This is a genomic window from Nonomuraea sp. NPDC004354 (genome assembly GCF_053602555.1).
Genome location: NZ_JBSGDV010000014.1, coordinates 219656 through 240931 on the forward strand (window position 1 = coordinate 219656; position 21276 = coordinate 240931).

At 72.2% G+C, this 21276-nt stretch carries 16 protein-coding genes and 1 pseudogene; 6 read left to right on the top strand and 11 right to left on the bottom strand.

The annotated features are described in order from the left end of the window. Positions 1–4 precede the first annotated feature (4 nt). From ACWENQ_RS32015 to ACWENQ_RS32040, 6 genes are all read right to left on the bottom strand, one after another. Positions 5–658, bottom strand: a complete 654-nt coding sequence (locus tag ACWENQ_RS32015; RefSeq protein ID WP_449929057.1) for a lysophospholipid acyltransferase family protein — start codon at positions 656–658, stop codon at positions 5–7. Positions 659–1120: 462 nt separating this feature from the next. Continuing rightward, a complete protein-coding gene (locus ACWENQ_RS32020; protein ID WP_452417517.1) occupies positions 1121–3412 on the bottom strand; it encodes a penicillin acylase family protein in 2292 nt (763 codons plus the stop codon). 16 nt (positions 3413–3428) lie between these two features. Then, positions 3429–5642: an FtsX-like permease family protein gene (locus tag ACWENQ_RS32025; RefSeq protein ID WP_449929053.1), complete on the bottom strand. Its 2214-nt coding sequence runs from the start codon at positions 5640–5642 to the stop codon at positions 3429–3431. Next, positions 5639–6331 carry an ABC transporter ATP-binding protein gene (locus ACWENQ_RS32030; protein WP_449929051.1) on the bottom strand — a complete coding sequence of 231 codons (693 nt, stop codon included), beginning with the start codon at positions 6329–6331 and terminating at the stop codon, positions 5639–5641. Before ACWENQ_RS32030 ends, ACWENQ_RS32025 begins: the two co-directional genes overlap by 4 nt. Further along, positions 6328–6855 carry a PadR family transcriptional regulator gene (locus ACWENQ_RS32035; protein ID WP_452417519.1) on the bottom strand — a complete coding sequence of 176 codons (528 nt, stop codon included), beginning with the start codon at positions 6853–6855 and terminating at the stop codon, positions 6328–6330. The genes ACWENQ_RS32030 and ACWENQ_RS32035 overlap by 4 nt, the downstream gene beginning before the upstream one ends. 139 nt (positions 6856–6994) lie before the next feature. Next, complete coding sequence (locus ACWENQ_RS32040; protein ID WP_452417520.1) at positions 6995–7432, bottom strand: MarR family winged helix-turn-helix transcriptional regulator; 438 nt, start codon at positions 7430–7432, stop codon at positions 6995–6997. 110 nt (positions 7433–7542) lie between these two features. On the opposite strand from ACWENQ_RS32040, the gene ACWENQ_RS32045 reads away from it, so the two are divergent. Further along, positions 7543–8547, top strand: coding sequence for an SMP-30/gluconolactonase/LRE family protein (locus ACWENQ_RS32045; protein ID WP_452417522.1), 1005 nt, complete (start codon positions 7543–7545; stop codon positions 8545–8547). Between the two features lie 58 nt (positions 8548–8605). Here ACWENQ_RS32045 and ACWENQ_RS32050 read toward each other — a convergent pair whose 3' ends face one another. Continuing rightward, the gene (locus ACWENQ_RS32050) at positions 8606–9589 is read right to left on the bottom strand and encodes a tyrosine-type recombinase/integrase (RefSeq protein WP_449929045.1); all 984 of its coding nucleotides are present in this window, start codon (positions 9587–9589) and stop codon (positions 8606–8608) included. Between the two features lie 49 nt (positions 9590–9638). After that, positions 9639–11303, bottom strand: a complete 1665-nt coding sequence (locus ACWENQ_RS32055; protein WP_452417524.1) for an acetolactate synthase large subunit — start codon at positions 11301–11303, stop codon at positions 9639–9641. A gap of 40 nt (positions 11304–11343) precedes the next feature. On the opposite strand from ACWENQ_RS32055, the gene ACWENQ_RS32060 reads away from it, so the two are divergent. After that, positions 11344–12765, top strand: a complete 1422-nt coding sequence (locus ACWENQ_RS32060; protein WP_452417526.1) for a WS/DGAT/MGAT family O-acyltransferase — start codon at positions 11344–11346, stop codon at positions 12763–12765. 10 nt (positions 12766–12775) lie between these two features. After that, positions 12776–13858, top strand: a complete 1083-nt coding sequence (locus tag ACWENQ_RS32065; RefSeq protein ID WP_452417528.1) for a winged helix DNA-binding domain-containing protein — start codon at positions 12776–12778, stop codon at positions 13856–13858. Here the strand turns inward: ACWENQ_RS32065 and ACWENQ_RS32070 are convergent. Further along, entirely contained in the window at positions 13855–16008 is a 2154-nt protein-coding gene (locus tag ACWENQ_RS32070) for a SpoIIE family protein phosphatase (protein ID WP_452417530.1), read from the bottom strand. The genes ACWENQ_RS32065 and ACWENQ_RS32070 overlap by 4 nt on opposite strands. A gap of 116 nt (positions 16009–16124) precedes the next feature. Next, positions 16125–16745: a TetR/AcrR family transcriptional regulator gene (locus ACWENQ_RS32075; protein WP_452417532.1), complete on the bottom strand. Its 621-nt coding sequence runs from the start codon at positions 16743–16745 to the stop codon at positions 16125–16127. Positions 16746–16867: 122 nt separating this feature from the next. Here ACWENQ_RS32075 and ACWENQ_RS32080 point away from each other — a divergent pair. Both ACWENQ_RS32080 and add read left to right on the top strand, forming a co-directional pair. Next, a pseudogene (locus ACWENQ_RS32080) lies at positions 16868–17788 on the top strand (RNA polymerase sigma factor); the annotation flags it as partial. Between the two features lie 64 nt (positions 17789–17852). Further along, positions 17853–18806: an adenosine deaminase gene (gene add, locus ACWENQ_RS32085; protein WP_452417534.1), complete on the top strand. Its 954-nt coding sequence runs from the start codon at positions 17853–17855 to the stop codon at positions 18804–18806. 114 nt (positions 18807–18920) lie between these two features. Here the strand turns inward: add and ACWENQ_RS32090 are convergent, their stop codons facing one another. Continuing rightward, the gene (locus ACWENQ_RS32090; protein ID WP_452417536.1) at positions 18921–19772 is read right to left on the bottom strand and encodes an LLM class flavin-dependent oxidoreductase; all 852 of its coding nucleotides are present in this window, start codon (positions 19770–19772) and stop codon (positions 18921–18923) included. A gap of 64 nt (positions 19773–19836) precedes the next feature. Here ACWENQ_RS32090 and ACWENQ_RS32095 point away from each other — a divergent pair, with 64 nt between their 5' ends. Continuing rightward, positions 19837–21180: an APC family permease gene (locus ACWENQ_RS32095; protein WP_449929030.1), complete on the top strand. Its 1344-nt coding sequence runs from the start codon at positions 19837–19839 to the stop codon at positions 21178–21180. Positions 21181–21276 lie beyond the last annotated feature (96 nt).

Genomic DNA, 21276 nt, shown 5'->3' on the forward strand with positions numbered 1-21276 from the left:
CCGATCACGACCGGCCAGCCTTCACGCTGGCGGCGTAGGTGGCCACGTACTCCTGGCCCGACAGCTTCTGGATCTCGGCCATGATCTCGTCGGTGACCCTGCGCCTGTCGCGGGCGTTCCTGTGGTCGCCCTCGAAGGTCAGCGGAGCGCCGATCTTGATGCCGATCCTGGTGAGGCGCGGCACCTTGGCTCCCGGCGGCATGACGTTCTCCGTGCCCGACAGCGCCACGGGCAGGACCGGCGCGCCCGTCTTCAGTGCCAGCCACGCCACGCCGATCTTGCCGCGGTACAGGCGGCCGTCGGGGGAGCGGGTGCCCTCGGGGTGGATGCCGAACAGTTCGCCCCGCTCGAGCAGGTCGGCCGCGCTGTCGAGCAGGGCCTGGGCGGCGGTGGCCGTCTCGCGGTCGGCCGGCAGGCTGCCGCCCAGGCGCATGAACCACTGCGAGACGGGGTTGCCGCTGAAGTACTCGCTCTTGGCGGCGAAGGTCACGTGGCGGGGCAGGAGAGCGGGAAGCAGGAAGGAGTCGATGACCGCCAGGTGGTTGGCCGCCAGGATGGCGGGACCCTTGGCCGGGACGTGGTAGGCGCCGGAGATGTGCGGGCGCCACATCACGTGCGCCATCGGCGCGGCGACGAACTTCACCATCTGGTACAGCAACGGCTCTCCTGGGTCGTGGGACGGCGAAGCCCACCCTAGTGGGCCCGGCGCCGGCCCACGTCCCAACGCGGCACGGCGCCCCACCCGTGAGGGGTGGGGCGCCGTCTCCACGTTCAAGGCCGCTGTGGCGGTCGCCTCCTCGGCGAGATGCACAACACGGCTCCAGCCGAACGGTATTCCGTGAAGGCGGTAATTTGCGGCCCGGGGGACACAGACCACAGCGGCCTTGTCGACTCTAACGGACATCCGGCGGTCGCTATTCCATCCCGCCCCAAGACTGGGTCAGCACTTGCCTCACCGGACCCATGAGAAACGGCAAAAGCGCAGGTCACGGCGCTCTGGTCGGCTTTGGCGCAACGGGAAGGAAATCCGCGCCGGGCCCGCCGGCGCCCCGGGTCGTGACAGCCGGCGATCCGCTCCACCGTCTGGGCACCAGGACGGCCTTCTCGTAGGGCGTCTGCCTCACCCGCGTACCGTGGTCGTCCGCAGATGCGGGTCGGCGGCGATCTCGGCTTCGGTGAAGCGCTCGCTGACCCACTGGCCGCGCGAGAACAGGACGGTCTGGTCGGTGTGGTGGGGCGAGTCCGGGTTGGTGGAGAGCGAATAGGTCAGGATGGTGCGGGTACGGGGCCCGGCGCGGGTGAGCTCGACGGCCATCATGAAGCTGGAACCGGTGTCCACCTCCGGGTAACGCCCGTCGGTGCCGAGCCGGCCGCGCATGCGTACCCTGTCGAAGCAGCCCTCCCCTTCCGTGCAGCCGGGAACCGGGATCGAGGAGTAGTGCTGCGCCTGGCCGGGGGTGAGAGCCAGGGGGATGCGGTTGGTCTGGAAGTAGAGCACGGCGTCGGCCAGGGCCTGCCGTACCACCGGGTCGTCGCGTTTGAGCCCCCGAGGGGTGGTCAGCGGATGCGCGGGATCGAACGGCACCCGCCAGGGGGTGAAAACGGGGTCCCCCGGCCTGGTGGGACGCTCCAGCCGAGCGAAGAATTCTCGCCACAGGACGGCCCCCTGGCCGTCCAGGGTGGCGCGCCCGTCCCAAGCACGCAGCGTCCGGCAGGCCTCGCGCACGTTCACCTGCCTGCCGGCGGACGTGGTCAGCTCGGGGTGGGTACGGCACAGCTTCAGCAGGTCCGAGCGCATGAGCTCGAAGGTGTGGTTGCGCTTGCCCTGCGCGGTGGCCTGGAGCGTTCGCAGGGTGAAGCCCGGATCGCCGAGCCCGTCGGTCCCGGACAGCCGCTGGGCGATCATGTCCAGGCTGACACGGGGGCGCGGCTCCAGCTCGGTACGCGCCTCGCCCCACACGCGCGGGTAGCCGGTCAGCGGCGCCGACGGGTTCGTCATCCAGGCGGTGTTGTTGGAGTTGGCCACGTAATCGGCGCGGGTCAGCTTCGGCTGGCTGCCCGGCCCGAAGATGCCCGGCACGACGGCGTCGCGATCCTTGCCCCACAGGCACGCGGAGGTCGAGCCGTCCAGGACGTACGCCTCCAGGCCCGGCATGGGCGAGGGCTTGGCGCAGCGGTCCGCCTGGGCGTCGGTGACGTGGGGGACGACCGAGGTGTCGGCGAAGAAGGCGGTCCCACCGGCGTCCGTGGCGAGCGTGTGGACGAACGGCATGCCCTGATGCGCGGTCTGGGCCGCGCGGAGCTGGGTGAGGTTCCTCGCCCTGGCCATCGCCAGCCACTCGTCGGCCGCCCGCAGGTTGGCGGCGTTGGCGTCGGCCAGCGCGTAGGCGACCTTGTCGGTCTGCCCGGCGGCCAGCACCGGGCCGTAGCGCGAGGTGTGGAGCGTGTGGGCCACCGTGGTGCCGTCCTGCAGGGTGACCTGCACCTCCTGGCGGCCCATCGGCTCGGCGTGGCCGTCCACCAGGTAGCTGGTGGGGTCCACGAGGTCGAGTTGGTAGAGGCTGAAGCGCTGGGCGTGGGAGACGGTGTGGGTCCAGGCCACAGCCGCGTTGTGGCCGATCTGGACGACCGGCGTGCCGTACAGGCTGGCGCCGGAGACGTCGAGCACGCCGGGGATGGTGAGGTGCACCTGGTAGAAGCGCCGGATGCCGTTCCACGGGAAGTGCGGGTCGGCCAGCAGCATGCCGTGGCCTTCGCGGGTGGCCCGGCGGCCGAGTGCCCAGGCGTTGCTGCCCGCGGCGGGCCGCCGCTGCGGCCCCTCGGCCACGGCTCCTCCGACGATGTGCTCCTTGAACTGGGAGCTGCTGACCATGCGACCGAGGTCGAGGAGGTTGTTCCAGATGTCGGTGGCGGTGATCCGGCCGACCCAGGCCTTGCCTCGGCAGGTGGGATCCGGCAGGTTCGCCACCCCGGTCTCCTCCAGGTAGCGGTTGTACCCGGCGGCGTAGCCGTCGACGAGCCGGCGCAGTTCGTCGCTCGGGCCCACCGGTGGCGGCTGGGCCAGCAGCCGTCGCACGACGCCTGAGTCGGCGAGGCTCTTGTAGTAGACGTCGCTGACCAGGTTGGCGACCGGGCGGACCGGGTCGTCGGACTCCGCCTGGGGGCCGAAGTGTCTGGATCGCTCGCCCCGCAGCGTCACCACCCAGGAGGCCAACACGCACAGGTTGTCCTGCGCGAAGGCGTAGCCGTACCCGAATCCGAGCCCGCCATAGTCCTTGGCGGACACGTGCGGGAGACCGTACTCGGTGCGCCGGATCTGCGCGGAGTAGCGGGCGTCCGCCGCGCTGGTGGGCGCTGCCACCACGACCGCGGTGATCAGGGACAGCGCGATCAACCCTGCCAGTCTCAGCATGAGCGTCATGGGACTCCTATTCGAAACGCGCGTTGTCGGGCGCGGTCATGCGCCTGAGCAGCGGGATGGCCGTGAGGATCACCAGGAGGGACGCGGCCAGGCCGCCGCCGACGGCCGCGAAGTAGACCGGCCCGGGCATCGCCAGGGACGCGCCCTTCATCGCGAGTTGGTCGATGACCGGTTCGGCCACGCCGAAACCGGCTCCGGCGGCGAGCACGGCGGCCAGCACGAGCGGCACCGCCGACTCCAGCAGCACCACCGTGGCCAGGGTGCGCGTGGGCGTGCCGGCCAGCCGCAGCAGGGTGAACGGCTGCCTGCGCTCCACCAGACCGCCGCCGACCGCCACCACGAGGCTGCAGCCGCCGGCGACCAGGGTGAGGGCGACCATGACCAGGGCCACGTTTTCCGCTCGGATGTACAGGTCCGCTCTGGCCTGGGCGATCTCGGCGAAGGTCATCGGCGCCTCGGCGGTGTAGTCCGCCAGCAGGGTGCGCAGCCGCTCCAGCGTCGCCGCGTCACCCGTGCCGATCATGACAGCCTCCAGCTCGAGCCCGGCTGCGGAGGTGGACTCGCTGGCCGGCCCCGCCAGCGGAAGGAGCTTGTCGACGGTGAGGGGGTTGTCGGCGCCGACGATGCGGGCGAAGTTGCCCATCACGGCCTGCGCACCCACGGGGCAGCGACCGAGCATGGGGAAGCGTGCCAGGCTCGAGCACTCGACGACGGAGGTCGCGGGTGGCGGGCCGTCCAACGGCGGGCGGATGGTCCCCAGGTCCGCCCTGGCGTAGATCGGCAGCACGTCCGCGCCGGGATGGGCGCGCAGCCGGGCGAGCAGGTCCGCCGACGCCCGTGAGGACAGGCCGGGGACGCCCGGCCGGGAGAGCGAGGCGCCCAGGACGTTGTTGAGCGCGCCGCCTGCCACGGCCTGCTGGCCCGCGACCACCGCCGGTACCAGGGCCGCGATCGTCGTCCCGATGAACACCGCCAGCACCAGCCCGCTGACCGACCTGAACGCGGCCTTCGGGTCGGCGGCCAGACGCTGCGCGGCCAGCAGCGTCGCCGCGCCGCGGGTCAGCCGGGCCGTCAGGCGCGCGGCCAGCATCGTCAGCCACGGCCCGGCCAGCACCAGCCCGACCATGATGAGCGCGATCCCGGCGTCGGCCCACAGGGCATCGGGTTTGCCGTTGGTGAACGCCGGGCCCGCGAAGAGCCCCAGGCCGGCCAGAAGCGGGACCACCCGCCAGGCCCGCGGCGGTGGCGGGGCGGCTTTCCTTGCCACACCGAGCGGCGAGATCCGCACCCGGCGCAGCGACCACAGAGCGGCGCCGGCCGCGACGAGCGGCACGCAGGCCAGCACGGTCACGTACTGCCAGGGGCTCGGGACGGCCGTCTCGGGGAAGAAGCGCGAACCGGTGATCCGCACGCCGGCCACGGCCGGCCGTACCAGATGGAAGAGCGCGACGCCGGCCAGCGCGCCGAGCAGCGCGCCCACCGCGGCGTCGACCGCGGCGAGGACGTTGACCTGCCGGGAGGTCGCGCCGACCAGCCTGATCGCCGCGAAGCGGGTCTCGCGGCGGGCGGCTGCCAGCCGGGTGGCGGTGCCCACCAGCACCAGCAGCGGGACGATCAGCCCGATCGCGGCGATACCGAACCCGAACCGGTAGACGTCCGCGCTCCCATCGGCCGCGGGGTCGGTGGCGACCGCGTCGACCTGCCGGGTGCCGGTCATGGCGGCGACCTGCTGCGGCGTCCGCCCCACCACGATGGCCAGCTCGTCGGGCCCGGACAGCCCGGCCTGGCCGATCAGGCCCGCCCGCGTGCCGGGGAAGCGGCCGGCGAGCTGCTCGCGCGGCGCCGAGTCCATCAGCCTGGCCAGCGCGGGCGAGGCGTAGTACTGGCCGGGCAGGGGCATGCGGAACAGCCCGGGGATGACCGGCGCCCGGGCGCCGAGCGCCGCCGCGTCCAGCCTCTTGATCGTCTGGCCCGCGTAGTAGTCCTCGCGGAGGTTCCACAGCGCGCCGTCGGCGGTGGCGTCCAGGACCCAGCCGCTGGGCGGCGTGCCGCGCGTGCACTCCCAGCAGGGGCGGTCGTTGGTGGCCTGGAAGGCGTTGAAGAGCGACAGCGTGGCCAGCAGCACGGCCACGCCGACCGCCACCCCTGCCACGATCAGCGCCAGCCGGGCCGCCGTCTCCCTGCCGCTGCGCAGCGACAGCCGCAGGCCCAGGAGGATCATCGGACGACCCCGCCGGCGTACGGGTCGGTCACCCTGCCGTCGCGCACGATGATCTCCCGGTCGGCGCAGGCGGCGACCCGGACGTCGTGCGTCACCACGATCACGGTGGTGCCCTCCTCGCGGGCCAGGCCCACCAGCAGGTCCATCACGTGCTCGCCGGTGAGCGAGTCGAGCGCACCGGTCGGCTCGTCGGCGAAGACGACCCTCGGCCGCGTCACCAGCGCCCTGGCGATGGCCACCCGCTGTGTCTGCCCGCCCGACAGCTCCCCGGTGCGCCGGCCGCCCAGGCCCGCCAGCTCCAGCCGCTCCAGCCAGGAGACGGCCCGCGCGTAGGCCTCCTTGCGTCTGGTACGGCCGAGCAGCAGCGGCAGCGCCACGTTGTCGGCCACGGTCAGCTCGGGCACGAGCTGACCGAACTGGAAGACGAAACCGAAGGCGGTGCGCCGCAGCTCGCTGCGGCGGCCGTCGTCCAGCGTGTCGAGCCGCCGCCCGTCGAACCACACCTCGCCGCTGTCCGGTGTGAAGATCCCGGCGAGTAGGTGCAGCAGCGTCGACTTGCCGGAACCGCTGGGCCCCATGATGGCCAGGACCTCACCCGCGGTCACCGAAAGGCCGGCCTCCACCAGCGCGGCCGTGTTGCCGTAGGAGCGGCTGACCTTCTCGGCCCGCAGCAGTGCGTTGACGATCATCGGCCGCGCACCGTCTCCGCCAGCGCCCCCAGCCGGGCCTGGGTGACATCGATCCACCGCAGGTCGGCCTCCAGACGGAACAGGGCGTGGTCGGCGAGAAGCGCGTCGATCAGCGCGCCTTCGCGCCTGATCTCGGTCAGCTCCCGCATGCGTCGCAGGTGAGCCGCGCGCTGGGCATCCAGGTAACCCGCCGCGTCGCGGTCCAGCATCAGCGCCAGCACGACCTTGGTGAACAGCACGGTCTGCAGGTACGGCTCAGCCGCGACCGGCTCGGCCAGCCACGACTCGACCTCGCTCCTGCCGATCGGGGTGATGGCGTAGCGCTTGCGGTCCGGTCCGTCGCCCGGCTCGCTCTGCCCGGCGGTGACCTTGCCGTCCCGGGCCAGGCGGGCGAGCGTGGAGTACACCTGTCCGAACGGCAGCGGCTTGCCCCTGCCGAAGTAGGTGTCGTAGTCGTGTTTCAGGTCGTATCCGTGGCTCGGCTCCCGCTCAAGGAGACCGAGCAGCGCAAGAGGGACGCTCATGGCCGCCGACTATACACTGAGGGTATATCTGCGGTGCATAAGCGCATCTGCGCTGTTGATCTGTAAGACGGCCCGGCTCGGCCCTGGGCGGCCTGCCCTGCTCGGCGCGTTCAGCGGCGGCGGCTTCCGCCCTGGGATCTCACTCGCGCGACCGCAGGTGGTCGATGCACCGGCCGAGCAGGGCGATGAGCGTCTGTCGCTCCTCCTCGCTGAACGCGGCGGCCAGCTCGCGTTCGACCCGCACGGCGCGGGGGTCGGCCTCGGCCAGCACCCTCTCGCCCTTCTCGGTGAGCCGGGTCTCCAGGATGTTCTTGTGCCACGCGTGTGGGGTGCGCTCGATGAGGCCGTTGTCCTGGAGGTTCCTGAGCACGGTGTTCATGGTGGGCGCGGTGACCGCGCAGGCCCGTGCCAGCGCCGCGGCGGAGATGCCGGGGTTGTCGGACAGGTGAAGCAGCGCCGCGTACTGCGGCACCGTCAGGCCGGCCCCCTTGAGCGCGGCGTGCTTGGCCGCGATGAGCGCCTGTTCGGCGCGCTTGAGATGGCTGCCGAGGCGCTCGGGAACCGGCATCGAGGTCATCTTCGCATGGTAGCGGCCCTGTGTATTCGCCTGTTGACGAGCATTAGAACTCTAATTATCGTGTGTATTCATCCAAACGATAGAGAGCTATCAATCTAAGGAGCAGTCGCATGCCCCCCTTCCGTCAGGCCGTCGCGGCCGCGGCCCTCGCTCTCCTGACCTGCGCGGCCCCCGCGCAGGCCGGTACGGCCGGCGCCGCCGTACCCGCCCACGCCGCGGCGCACGCGCGGATCTCCGCCGCCTACGAGCTGCCCGGCGAGCGGGTCTACCCCGAGGGAATCGCCGCCGACCCCCGCACCGGAGACCTCTACGCCGGCTCGTACACCGACGGCACGATCTTCAAGATGACGCCAGGCCGGCGCACCGCCACGATCTTCCTGCCGGCGGGCGCGGACGGGCGCGACACCGCCAACGGGCTGAAGGTGGACCGCCTCGGCCGCCTGTGGGTGACCGACTCCACGACGGGCGTGTCCGTCTACGACACCCGCAGCCGCCGCCTGCTGGCCGCCTTCACGGTCGAGGGGCGCGAGCCCCGCTTCGTCAACGACGTCGCGATCGCCCCCGACGGCACCGCCTATCTCACCGACAGCGTCCGCGCGGTGGTCTATCGCGTCACGCCCGCCCAGGTGGCCGCGGCCGACGGCAGGTCGGGGAAGCTCGAGCCCCGCTTCGACCTCAAGGACGCGCTGGCACCGCACGAGCCGGGCGCCTACACGCTCAACGGCATCGTCGCCGACCCCTCCGGGCGCTTCCTGCTGACCGCGGACATGGCCGGAGGCCACCTCTACCGACTCGATCTCGCCTCGGGCGCGATCGGCAGGGCCGCCCTGAACGGAGGGGACATGAGGTACGCCGACGGGCTGGACCTGCGGAACGGCACGCTCTGGGTGGCCCACAACGTCACCTGCACCGTCAGCCGGTGGCACGTCGCCGCCGACGGCACGTCCGCCCGTCTGGAGCGGCGGGTGACCGACGACGCGCTGCAGTTCCCGACCACGCTGGTGCGCAGCAGGGGAACGCTCTACGTGGTCCGCTCCCAGTTCGACAAGGGTGGTCCGCTCGGCGAGGGGACGCCGCAGCGGCCCTTCACCATCGCCGCCGTGCGCGGCCTGTGAGATCCCCGCAGCCGGGCGCGGCGCGGCGGCCAGGGACCTCGAAGGCGGCGCGCCACCGTCAGGGGAGGGGGCGGGCCTGCGGCAGCCGGAGCCGGTCGACGGCCTCGCGGCGGGTGTTCTCGGGCCGCCGGTCGTAGCGCGCGGTGGTGGCGGGGGAGGAGTGGCCCACCAGCGCCTGCGCGGTGGCCAGGTCCACCCCCGCGTCGAGCAGCTCGCCGATGAACGTCCTGCGGAAGTCGTGCGCGGTCCGCCTGCCGGCTCCCGCCTCGCCGAGCCGCCGCGCCAGGATGTCGGCGATGCCCTGTCCGGTCAGCGCGACCGGCCGCTCGTCCCGCGTCCGCAGCCGTCCTGACCGGCTGATCGGGCAGAACAGCGCCCCCGCCGCCCGCCCGCGGACGGCCAGCCACCGCTCCAGCAGGCCGATCGCGTCGCCCGTCAGGTAGACCAGCCGCTCCTTGTCGCGCTTGCCGCGCACCCGCAGCGAGCGGGCGGCCGGCTCGTAGTCGGCCAGCGTGAGCCCGGCGATCTCGGCCCGCCGGCAGCCGGTGGAGTACAGGGCGGCGATGAGCGCGGCGTCGCGCCGCCCGGCGGGCGCGTCGTCGCAGGCCGCCAGCGCCGCTCCCACCACCTCCGGCGGCACGTGCTGGCCGGCGGGCAGCCGCGTGTGCGTGACGGGAGCCAGGTCGGCGGCCCTGGCGTAGTCCTCGGCGCTGGTCTGCCCGAGCCGCCAGGCCTCCTTCAGCACCCGCCGCAGCGCCACCAGGTGCTTGTTGACGTAGGCGGGCGACCAGCCCTGCTCGGTGAGCACGGTCCTGATCCGCACGGTGTGCTCGTAGCGCAGCAGGTGCCACGGCATCCCGGCGCCCGTCACCGCCTCGTCGCCCGTCAGCACCCGCGCGATGCGGTCGAGGCAGCCCCGCATCGTCCTCCTCGACTCGGCGCTGGCCAGGGAGTCGAGGTAGACGTGGTAGGGGTCGCCCGCCGGCCGTACGGCAGGGGCGGGCGGCCGCGGGCCATCGGTGACTACGGCGGGCACGTCCATCGGCCCGATCTTAGAGGGTGCGGTTCCCGGAGGGCGCGCTCGCGCGGGCTCACGCGTCGCCGGTCGGGGGCGTCACCCCCAGGCCCGCGAGCGACTCGGTGAGCGCCAGGTTGGCCGAGTAGTCGACGGGGACGGCGATCACCGACACGCCGTCGCCGTCCAGCGCCTCGCGCAGCGTCGGCAGCAGCTCGGCGGCCGAACGCACCCGGTAGCCCCTGGCCCCGAAGCTCTCGGCGTACTTCACGAAGTCGGGGTTGCCGAAGGCGATGTTGGAGCTGCGGCCCAGCTCGAGGCCCATCTTCCAGCCGATGAGCCCGTAGGCGTCGTCCTCCCAGATGAGCACCGTGATCGGCACGCGCTCGCGCACGGCGGTCTCCAGCTCCTGGGAGTTCATCAGGAACGCGCCGTCACCCGTGGCGGCCAGCACCCTGCGCGAGGGGAAGGCGAGCTTGGCCGCGATCGCGCCGGGCACCGCGAACCCCATGGACGACAGCCCGTTGGAGACCAGCATCGTGTTGGGCTCGTAGGTGGGGTACATGCGCGACATCCACATCTTCACCGCGCCCGTGTCGGCCAGCACGATGTCGTCGCGTCCCATCGCCTGCCGGATGTCGGCGACGATCCGGCGCGGCGTGAGCGGGAAGCCGTCCTCCTGCCGCCCCTGCTCGAACTCCTCCCTGACCAGCCGGCGCACCTTCTCCACCGTCGGACTGGGCGTGAAGCGGCGGTGCACCGCCTCGCCGAGGGCGTGCAGCGACCTGGAGATGTCGCCCTGGATGCCGACCGCGACCGGGTAGTGGTCGTCGACCTCGGCGGGGAACTGGTGGATGTGAATGATCTTCTTCGACCGGTCGGGGTTGATCTTCACCGGGTCGAACTCCTGGAGCTCGTAGCCCACGCTGATCAGCACGTCGGCCTCGTCGAAGGCGAAGTTCACGTGGTCGTGGCGCATGAAGCCGAACGCCCCCAGCGCGTGCCGGTGATCGTCGGGGAAGACGCCCTTGCCGTTGAAGGTGGTCGCCACCGGCAGGCCGAGCCGTTCGGAGAAGCGGACGAGCGCGTCGCGGGCGCCGGCCCTGGTGGCGCCGTGGCCGGCCAGGATCACCGGGCGGGCGGCCGTGGCCAGCAGGTCGGCGGCGCGGGCGATCTGCGCGGCCGACGGGTCCACCGGGCGCACCACGTTCACCGGCAGCGGCCCGACCCCGTCGGGGACCTCCGCCTTCTCCACGTCCTCAGGGATCGCCAGGTACACCGCTCCGGGCCGCTCGGTCTGCGCGGTCTTGAACGCCTTGCGCACCATCTCGGGAACGGCGGCGGCGGTCGGCACCAGCTCCGACCACTTGGTGATCGGCCTGAACAGCGACACCAGGTCCACGATCTGGTGCGACTCCTTGTAGATGCGGTCCAGGCCCACCTGCGCGGACACGGCGATCACGGGAGTGCTGTTGGTGGTGGCGTCGGCGACGCCCAACTGGAGGTTGATCGCACCGGGGCCGAGCGTCGCCGAGGCGACTCCGGCCTTGCCCGTCAGCCTGCCGTAAATCTCCGCCATGAAGGCCGCGCCCTGCTCGTGGCGGACCAGGACGTAGCGGATCGAAGAATCGTTCAACGCGTCGACGAAATGGATGTTTTCCTCACCCGGGATGCCGAAGACGTACCGCACGCCCTCCGCCTCCAGCGCCCGGACCAGCAACCTGGCGGCAGTGCTTGTCATGGTCTCTGCAGCAATGCCGATCCTCGGTAAATTTCCTGGTATGGCGCAACTGTCCGCTCTCGACGCGCAGTTCCTCAACTTCGAGACCGCCACGAACGTGGCCAACATCGCGGGACTGGCCGTCCTCGACGGTCCCCTCCTCAGACGGGACTTGCAGGACCTGCTCACGCAGCGGCTCCCGCACGTGGCGGCGATGCGGCGCAAGCTGGCGCCGGTGCCGTTCGGTCTCGACCACCCCTACTGGGTGCACGAGGACGACCTCGACCTCGACTACCACGTCAGGGAGATCGGGCTGCCCCCGCCGGGTGACGACAGGCAGCTGGCCGAGCAGGTCTCCCGCCTGCACGCCCGCAGGCTCGACCGCAACCGCCCGCTGTGGGAGATCTACCTGATCCACGGCCTGGCCGGCGGCCGTACGGGCCTCTACACCAAGATCCATCACGCGGCGGTCGACGGCGTGGGCGGCGCGGACGTGCTGGCCGTCCTGCTCGACCTCACCCCCGTCCCGGCGCCGCCGCCCGAGGTCGAGCCCGAGCCTGACGAGCCGGCGCCGAGCCCCCTCGAGATGGTCGGCAGGGCGCTGACCAGGCTGGCCGCCAACCCCGCGCAGGCGGTGAAGTTCGCCGCCCGGGCGGTGCCGCACCTGGACGAGATCCCCGTCGTGTCGAAGGTGCCCGGCGTGGAGCTGGTCTCGGGCCTGGCACGCACGCTCGCGGGCACCGGAGACGCGCCGGCCCTGCCCGCCCTGCCCGCGCCGCGCACCCCGTTCAGCGGCCCGATCTCCGCGCACCGGCGCGTCGCGTTCGTGTCGCTGCCGCTGGAGGAGATCAAGGAGGTGCGCAAGGCGTTCGGCGTGACGGTCAACGACGTGGTGATGGCGGTGTGCGCCGGCGGGCTGCGCGCGTGGCTGGCCGCGCACGGCGGGGTGCCCGACCGGCCGCTGGTGGCGGGCGTGCCGTTCTCGCTGCACGAGCGCGGCCCCGGCAACCAGGTGACGATCATGACCGCGCCGCTGGCCGTCCATGTCGAGGATCCCGTGGCGCGGCTGGAACAGGTCCAGGCGGCGATGGGCCGGATCAAGGAGCGCTTCTCCCTGTCCCCGGCGCGCTGGCTGAGGGAGTTCAGCGAGTCCATGCCCGCCGCCCTCATGGGCCTGGCCGCCCGCTCGGCCTTCCAGCTCGTCGGGCACACCGCGCCGCCGATCAACGTGACGATCTCCAACGTGCCGGGGCCGCAGTTCCCCCTGTACGTGTGCGGGGCCAGGCTGCTGACCTTCTATCCCGTCTCGGTGATCACCGACGTGAGCGGGGGCGTCAACATCACCTGCTTCTCCTACGACGGCGTCCTGAACATCGGCGTGGTCACCGACCGCGACATGATCCCCGACGCCTGGGAGATCACCGACAGTCTCAGGGACGCGCTCGCCGAATTGAGGAACGAGGTCTTCCGCAAGAGGCCCTAGCGTCGCCGGTATGAAGCTGACGCGCAGGACACTCAACCGCACCGCCCTCGACCGCCAGCTCCTGCTGCGCCGCGCGCACACGACGCCGCTCGAGGCGGTCCGCCGGCTCGTGGCGGTGCAGGGACAGGAGATCGACGCCCCCTACTTCGGCCTGTGGTCACGCCTGGCCGGCTTCACCCAGGACGACCTGTCCGGCCTGCTGTACGGCCGGCAGGTCGTGCGCGGCTCGCTGCTGCGCGGCACCCAGCACCTGACCGCCGCCGCCGACTACCTGTGGCTGCGCCCGCTCATGCAGGCCACGCTCTCCCGCACCCGCCAGGCCGCCTTCGGCAAGGCCACCGGCGGCGTCGACCTGGAGGAGCTGGCCGCCCTGGCCAGGGAACTGCTCACCGGCCGGACCCTGACCCGCCCCCAGCTGCGCGACCTGCTGGCCGCCCGCTGGCCCGAGGTGCAGCCACTGGCCCTCGGCTGGTCGGCCCAGGCGCTGCTGCCCCTGGTGCACACCCCGCCCAACGGCATCTGGGGCACGGGCGGCGCCACGCCGTTCACGCTCGCCGAGGAGTGGATCGGCGCCCCCCTGGCCGCCGAGCTGGCGGTGGAGCGGATGATCGAGCGGTACCTGGCCGCGTTCGGACCGGCCGGCGTGAAGGACATCCAGGTCTGGTCGGGGCTGACCAGGCTGCGCGAGGTCGTCGAGCGGATGCCGCTGCGCCGCCACACCGACGAGAACGGCCGCCCCCTGTATGACCTGCCCGAGGCCGAGCTGGTCCCCGAGGACGCCCCGGCCCCCGTACGGTTCCTGCCCTGGTTCGACAACCTGGTCCTCGCCTACGACGACCGCACCCGCATGATGACCGACGAGCACCGCAAGGTGGTGTGCGTCGGCGCGGTCACCAACCCCGTCATCCTGGTCGACGGGTTCGTCGCGGGCATGTGGTGGCTGACCGGCGAGGGCCTGGAGATCAGGCCCTTCCGCGAGCTGCCCGCCGCGGTCATGGCCGAGGTCATGGCCGAGGCCGGCCGGATGCTCGCCTTCGCGGGACGGCCGGAGGCGGAGATCAGGGTCACCGCGGAGGGCGCCGTCGCGCGCTAGGAGGCCGCCTCGGCCGTGAGGCGCAGCAGGAGCAGGGCGACGTCGTCGCTGCGCCGGTTGGCGCCGCGCGCGCCGCCCATCAGGATGTCGGCCAGTTCGGTCAGCGGCAGGTCGCCGGAACGCCCGAGCTCGGCGCCGAGAGCGGCCAGGCCGTCGTCGAGGTCGAGCCCCGGCACCTCGATCAGGCCGTCGGTGTAGAGCGACAGGAGACTGCCGTCCTCCAGGGCGATCTCGGTGCACGGGAACTCCGCCTCGTGGTCGACGCCCAGCAGGAGCCCTCCCGGCACGTGGATCACCTCCACGCGGCCGTCGGGATGCCGGACGAGAGGTTCGGGGTGACCGGCGCGGGCCAGGCGCGCCACCCGGAGCCGCAGGTCGAGATGGACGTAGGCGCAACTGGCGAACAGGCCGGGGTCGAGGTCGGTGAGCAACTGGTTGGTACGGGTCATGACCTCGCCCGGATCGGCGCCGGCCGCGGCGTAGGCGCGCACCGCGGTGCGGAGCTGGCCCATGAGGGCGGCGGCGGTGACGTTGTGCCCCTGCACGTCGCCGATGACGGCCGCGGCGGCGTCGCCGGGCAGGCGGATGACGTCGTAGAAGTCGCCCCCGATGTCCATGCCCTCGGTGCCGGGCAGGTAGCGGGCGGCCGCGGCCAGCCCTGGCACGTGGGGGAGGGCGTGCGGCAGCAGGGCCTGCTGCAGGCCGTGGGCCAGCTCCACCTTGGCGTCGTACAGCCGGGCGCGCTCCAGCGCCTGGGCGATCAGGCCGCCCAGCGAGGTGAGGACGGCGCGCTCCTCGATGGTGAAGCGGTGTGGCTCCCTGAAGGCGAGCACGCAGGTGCCGATGGGACGGCCGGAGGCGATCAGCGGCATGAGCGCCCAGGCGGCCATGCCGTCGTCCGGCGCGACGGCCAGCGGGTAGACCCGGTACAGCGCCTCGTGCGACTCGAAGAAGTTGGGCACCCCGGTGACCATCGCGCGCACGCTCGGGGTGGGCGCGGTCTGGGACAGCCTGCCGTACTGCTCGATGATGTGCGGCGGGAACCCCCGGTGGCCGACGACCCGCACCCGTCCGTCCTCGGCCGTCAGCAGGGCCACCGCCTGGGCGCCGAACGCGGGCATGATCTGGTCGGCGACCAGGTCCAGCACGTCCTGCACCCCGGCGGCCTGCGTCAGCCTGCTCGCCAGATGGAGGATGTGGTAGATCGCTCCAGCCCGGGCGGGCAGCGCCACGTCGATCGGCTGCGTGGCGGCGGGGACGGCCTGCGCCTCCGCAGGCGCCGGGGTGATGCGCGCGGTGATGCCGGAGATCGAGGGATACAGGTCGAAGGCCAGCCACCGGTCCGGCGGACGCAGCGCCACGAACGAGGACGGCCGCTGGCTGATCATCGCCCGGCGGTAGTGGTCCTCGTAGACCGGATCGTCCAGCCACGGCAGCACGACCCAGGGCCGGGCGCCGATCAGCCGCAGCGGCGACTCGCCGAGCAGGGCGGCCCCCTTCGGGCTGACGTAGGTGACGCGGCCGTTGACGTCCAGGGTGCACAGTCCCTCGGGCAGCCGGGCCACCATCGCCCCGAGCGCGACGGCCGGGTCGGCGCGCGCCGCGTCGAGCGAGCCGGTGCCCCGTTCCAGGGAGGGGCCGCCGCCGGCGGTGGCCGTCTCCAGTTGGCGGGCCAGCGTGTCCGCGGCGGCCGTGAGCCGGTCGCGCATGTGCGCCGGTGGTGGCGGATAGGAGCCCGACCAGACGATGAACATCGCCCCCCAGTCGCCCGCCGAGGTCGACAGCGGGAGCGCGGCCAGGGAGTAGTCGTAGGGGAGGGCCACGGCGATCGACGGATAGCAGCGCACCATGTCGCGGGCGCTGCCCACCCACACCAGTCGCCGCTCGCGCAGCGCGTCGGCCACCGGGACCGGTGCGGACCGGCTCACCCGCTCCCACGGCTGGACGAACTCCCGGGGCAGCCCCAGCATCACCCGTAGTTCCAGCACCTGGCCGTCGGGAGACAGACGGTAGACCGCGCCGGTGTGGGCGCCGATCGTCTCCAGCATCTCGGTCAGGCCCCTGGCCATCAGGTCGTGGTCGTCGTGGCCGTCGTGGCCCTGTCCGTCGTCGAAGGCGTCGACAGCGTCGGAAGGGGGGAACCGTCCCACCAAAGTCACCACCCCCGAGGCGCCGGATCCTTACATATGGGACGGTACCCCGGCTGACCTGGAGCTTTCTCCTCCGGCCGGTCGGCACGCCGCAACCCCCGGCCGGCGGCGGGCGTTCAGGCCGCCCGTACGGCGTAGCCGCCGAACGACGACTCCAGCAGGCCGAACGCGGTCGTGGCCGCCTCCTTCAGCGCGGCGGCGACGGCGTCGGGGTCCTCGTGCGCCAGCGTGCGCCGCGTCAGGTCGGCGAACAGCACCCGGTGGACACCGGCGAGCGCCGAGGCGGCGACCCGGGCGTCCAGGTCGCCGCCCAGCTCGGCCGCCAGCGCCTCCTCCCGCTGTTCGTGCAGCTCGCGCAGGCGGGCCACCAGGGTGGGGCTGTCGGCGATCATGCGGGTGAACGGCTCGCCCGCGAACCCGATCACCGGGTCGCGCCGCTCGACCGCCGCCAGGAACGCCTCGCGCAGCGCCGCCAGCGCCGACTGCCCGGCCGCCCGCCCCCTGACCGTCGCCGCCAGCGAGGCCACGAACTCCTCGTGGTGGTCGAGCGCCATGTCCTCCTTGCGGGAGAAGTAGTTGGTGACCGTCATCTTCGCGACCCTGGCGGCGGCGGCGATGTCGGAAATCGTGGTCCGCTCGAAGCCGCGCTCCACGAACAGGCGGGTAGCGTGGTCGGAGATGGCCTGCCTGGTCTCTCGCTTCTTCTGTTCCCTCAAACCCAGCGCGTCGGTGCTCATGGGCACCACCCTCTCACAAATTTTTAGGTCCGACATCATTTTAGGTTGACACTATCTATGGTTGATCCTAATCTTATGTCCATACTAAATTTGGAAAGGAACGCATGACCGCGACCCTGACGGCCGAGGCCGTAGCCAGCCGCGACACCGTGAAGGACTATCTCAAGCAGATCGGCAAGGTCCCGCTGCTCACCGCCGAGCAGGAGATCGACCTGGCCAAGCGGATCGAGGCCGGCCTGTTCGCCCGAGAGCGGCTCGACACCGAGCCGGGCCTGCCCGCCGAGCTGCGGGCCGACCTGGAGTGGATCGCCGAGGACGGCGGGTGGGCCAAGCAGCGCATGCTGGAGGCCAACCTGCGGCTGGTCGTCTCGATCGCCAAGCGCTACACCGGGCGCGGCATGCTCTTCCTCGACCTGATCCAGGAGGGCAACCTGGGTCTGATCCGCACCATCGAGAAGTTCGACTACACGCTCGGATTCAAGTTCTCCACCTACGCGACCTGGTGGATCAAGCAGGCCATCACCCGCGCGATGGCCGACCAGTCGCGCACGATCCGCATCCCCGTGCACATGGTCGAGGTGATCAACAAGGTGGCCTCCGCGCAGCGGCGGCTGCTGGCCGACCTCGGCCGCGAGCCGACGCCGGAGGAGATCGCCGCCGAGGTCGAGATGGAGCCCGACAAGGTGGTGGAGGCGCAGCGCCACGCCCGCGAGCCGATCTCCCTGCACACCCCGCTCGGGGAGGAGGGCGACGCCGAGCTCGGCGACCTGATCGAGGACTCGGAGGCGCCCGGCCCGGTCGAGCAGGTCTCCTACACGCTGATGCGGCGCCAGCTGCTGCAGATCCTCGGCAGCCTGTCCGAGCGGGAGGCCGGGGTGATCTCGATGCGGTACGGCCTGGCCGACGGCCGTCCGATGACGCTGGACGAGATCGGCAAGGTGTACGGCGTGACGCGCGAGCGCATCAGGCAGATCGAGGCCAAGACGATGTCCAAGCTGCGCCACCCCTCCCGCGCCGAGGCGTTGCGCGACTACGTCGGCTGACGCCCCGCCGTACCGCCGGAAAAGCAGGTGTGCGCCTTGAGGAGGGCTCCGTAGGATCACACCAGTGAGAGACCCGGTAAGAGACATCGCGCTGCTGCCCAAGGCCCATCTGCACGTCCACCTGGAGAGCACGGTCCGCCCTGCCACGCTGCGAGATCTCGGGGTCCAGGCGCGGCGCCCGGATGTCTTCGCCGGTTTCCGGCCGTTCGCCGACTTCAACGCCCAGGTGCGCGGCGCCCTGCGCACCCCCGACCACTTCCGCAGGATCGCCCGCGAGTTCTGCGCCGACGAGGCCGCCCAGGGCACCCGCTACGCCGAGGTCACCTTCACCGCCGCCGCCCACGGCGAACGGCTCGGCGATCTGGAGATGCCGCTGCTGGCCGTGCTCGAAGGGTTGGCCGAGGGCGAGGCCGAGCACGGCATCACCTGTCGGCTCATCCTCGACCACTCCCGGCGGCGCCCCGCGGAACGCCTGTGGCAGACGCTCAAGCTGGCCACCGCCCACGACGAGGTCATCGCCATCGGCCTGGCCGGCGACGAGAGCTTCCCGCTGGCGCCCTTCGCCGACGTGCTGGAGGTGGCCAGGGAGGCGGGGCTGCACCTGGTGCACCACGCGGGGGAGACCGCCGGGCCTGACAGCCTGCGCGAGGCGCTCGACGTGGGCCACGCCGAGCGGATCGGCCACGGCATCCGCGTGCTCGAGGACCCCGACCTGGTGGCCGAGCTGCGCGAACATCGCGTGCCGCTGGAGGTGTGCCCGTTCTCGAACGTGCTGCTCGGCATCGTGCCCTCGCGCGCCGAGCACCCGCTGCCCCGCCTGCGCGAGGCCGGCCTGGTCGTCACCCTCAACACCGACGGGGAGACCTCGCTACTGCGGGAGTACGCCGACGCCCGCGACAGCGACGAGACGCTCGCCGAGCTGGCCGCGGCCACCGTCGCCGCCTCCTTCGCGCCCGAGGCCCTGAAGGCCGAACTGCTGCAGGGGATCGCGGCCTGGCTCGCCACCCCCGCGGGATGAGCGGGACACGGCTTGCCGCGCCGGCCGGGTGAGCGCGGCGGAAGCGCACGGCTTCGCGTACCAGCGGGATGAGCGGGACACGGCTTCTCGCGCCGGCCGGGTGCCAGCGCGCCGTCAGCGCACGGCTTCGCGCACCAGCGGGATGACCTCGCCGGCCAGCAGCCCGGCCTGATCCCCCGGGCCGGTCGGGGCGAGGCTGAGCGTGCTGAACCCCATCGCGGCGAAGCCCGCCAGCCGCTCGGCGACCGCCTCGGCGGGGCCCGAGACCATGCCGGGCCGCCCGAGATCCTCGCCGACGTGCACGACGACGTGGTAGGCGCACGTGGGGGCCGGCCGTCCGGCCCGTTCGGCGGCGGCCAGCACCTTCTCCCGCATGACGACGGCCTGCTCGGGCGGCGCGAACCCCAGCGAGGGGATCCACCCGTCGGCCAGCCGTCCGGTCAGCTCCAGCGCCCGCGGCCCGAACGTGCCCAGCCAGATCGGGATCCGCCGTGACGGCTTGGGCTCCAGGTCGGCGGCGTCGGTGTGGAAGAGCCTGCCCTCGAAGGTGAAGGCGGGCCGCTCCCACAGCCCCCTGGTGATGTGGATCGCCTCCTCCAGGCCGTCGATCTTCTCCCTGGTGGTGGGCACCCGCAGCCCGAACGCCCGGAACTCCTCGTCGGAGTGCCCGCCGCCGAGGCCGAGGATCAGCCGGCCGCCCGACAGCCGGTCGAACGTCTCGGCCATCTTGGCCACCATCGCCGGCGGCCGGTACGGCACGCCGAGCACCCTGGTCGCGATGCGGATCCGCGAGGTCGAGGCGGCGATCCACGACAGCAGCGTCCAGGTCTCGAAGCTGGGGGCGGCGCCGCACGGGTGGTCGCTGGTGGAGACGAAGTCGAAGCCGAGCTCCTCGGCGCGCACGGCGGCGCGCACGGGGTCGTCGCCCGGGCGGGCGTCGGCGGGGACGTTGAGGCCGAATTCCATGGTTGTTGATGTATCAACATTACTGGCGGGTGTCAACATCACCGGAGCCGGGCAGGGCATCCACATGACAACACCCCCAGCCCAGGTGTCCCTCAAGCGCGCCATCGGACCGAAACTGCTGGTCTTATTCATCGTCGGCGACATCCTCGGCACGGGCGTCTACGCCCTCACCGGGACGGTCGCGGGCAGGGTCGGCGGAGCGCTGTGGATCCCCTTCCTCATCGGCTTCGTGATCGCGCTGTTCACGGCCATGTCCTACGTCGAGCTCGTCACCAAGTACCCCAGAGCGGCGGGCGCCGCCCTCTACACCCAGCTCGCCTTCAGAAAGCCGTTCCTGACGTTCATGGTGGCCTTCGCGGTCATGTGCTCGGGCCTCACCTCGGCCAGCGCCGCCGCGCGGGCCATCGGCGGCAGGTACCTGCAGCAGTTCGTCACCCTGCCGTCGGTCGTGGTGGGCATCATCTTCATCGTCGCCGTCGCGGCGCTGAACTACCGGGGCGTCTCGGAGTCGGTCAAGACCAACATCGTCTTCACCCTGATCGAGCTGACCGGCCTCATCATCATCATCCTGATCGGCGTCTACGCGGTCGCGACGGGCGCGGGAGAGCCGTCGCGCCTGGTGCAGATCAGCGCCGAGGACTCCGGCGGGCTGCTGCTGGCGCTGCTGGGCAGCACGGCGCTGGCCTTCTTCGCCTTCGTCGGGTTCGAGGACTCGGTGAACATGGCGGAGGAGACCCAGGACCCCGCGCGCAACTTCCCCCGCGCGATCTTCCTGGGCGTGGCCATCACCAGCACCATCTACATCCTGGTCGCGCTGACGTCCTCGCTGCTGGTCGACGCCAGCGTCCTGAAGGAGTCGGACGGGCCGCTGCTCGAGGTGGTCAAGGCGGGCGGGCTCGGCTTCCCGCCGCAGCTGTTCGCCGCGATCGCGATCTTCGCCGTGGCCAACTCGGCGCTGATCAACATGATGATGGCCTCACGCCTGGTGTACGGCCTGGCCAACGAGCGGGTCATCCCGGCCCGGCTCGGCATGGTGGACCCGCGCCGCCGTACCCCCGTCGTCGGGATCCTGTTCACCACCGCGCTGGCCATCGGTCTCATCTCCACCGGTGAGATCGCGGGGCTCGGCGAGACCACGGCGTTCCTGCTGCTGTGCGTCTTCGCCGTGGTGAACGTCGCGGTGCTGGTGCTGCGCAGGGAGCAGGTCGAGCACGCCCATTACCGGGCGCCGACCGCGCTGCCGGCGATCGGCGCGGTCATGGCGGTCGTGCTGGCCAGCCCGCTGACCGGGCGGCCGGGCACCGTGTACGTCACGGCGGGCGTGCTGCTCGGCATCGGCGTGCTGCTGTGGCTGGTCAACTGGGCCTTCACCCGCCGCCAGCGGCAGCGGGAGGAGGAGAACGCCTGAGCCGGCGGCCGTGCCGTACCGGCAGAGTCGGGCGGCCGTGCCGTACCCCCTGAGCCGGCCGTGCCGTACCGCGACCTGTGCGCGGTACGGCACGGC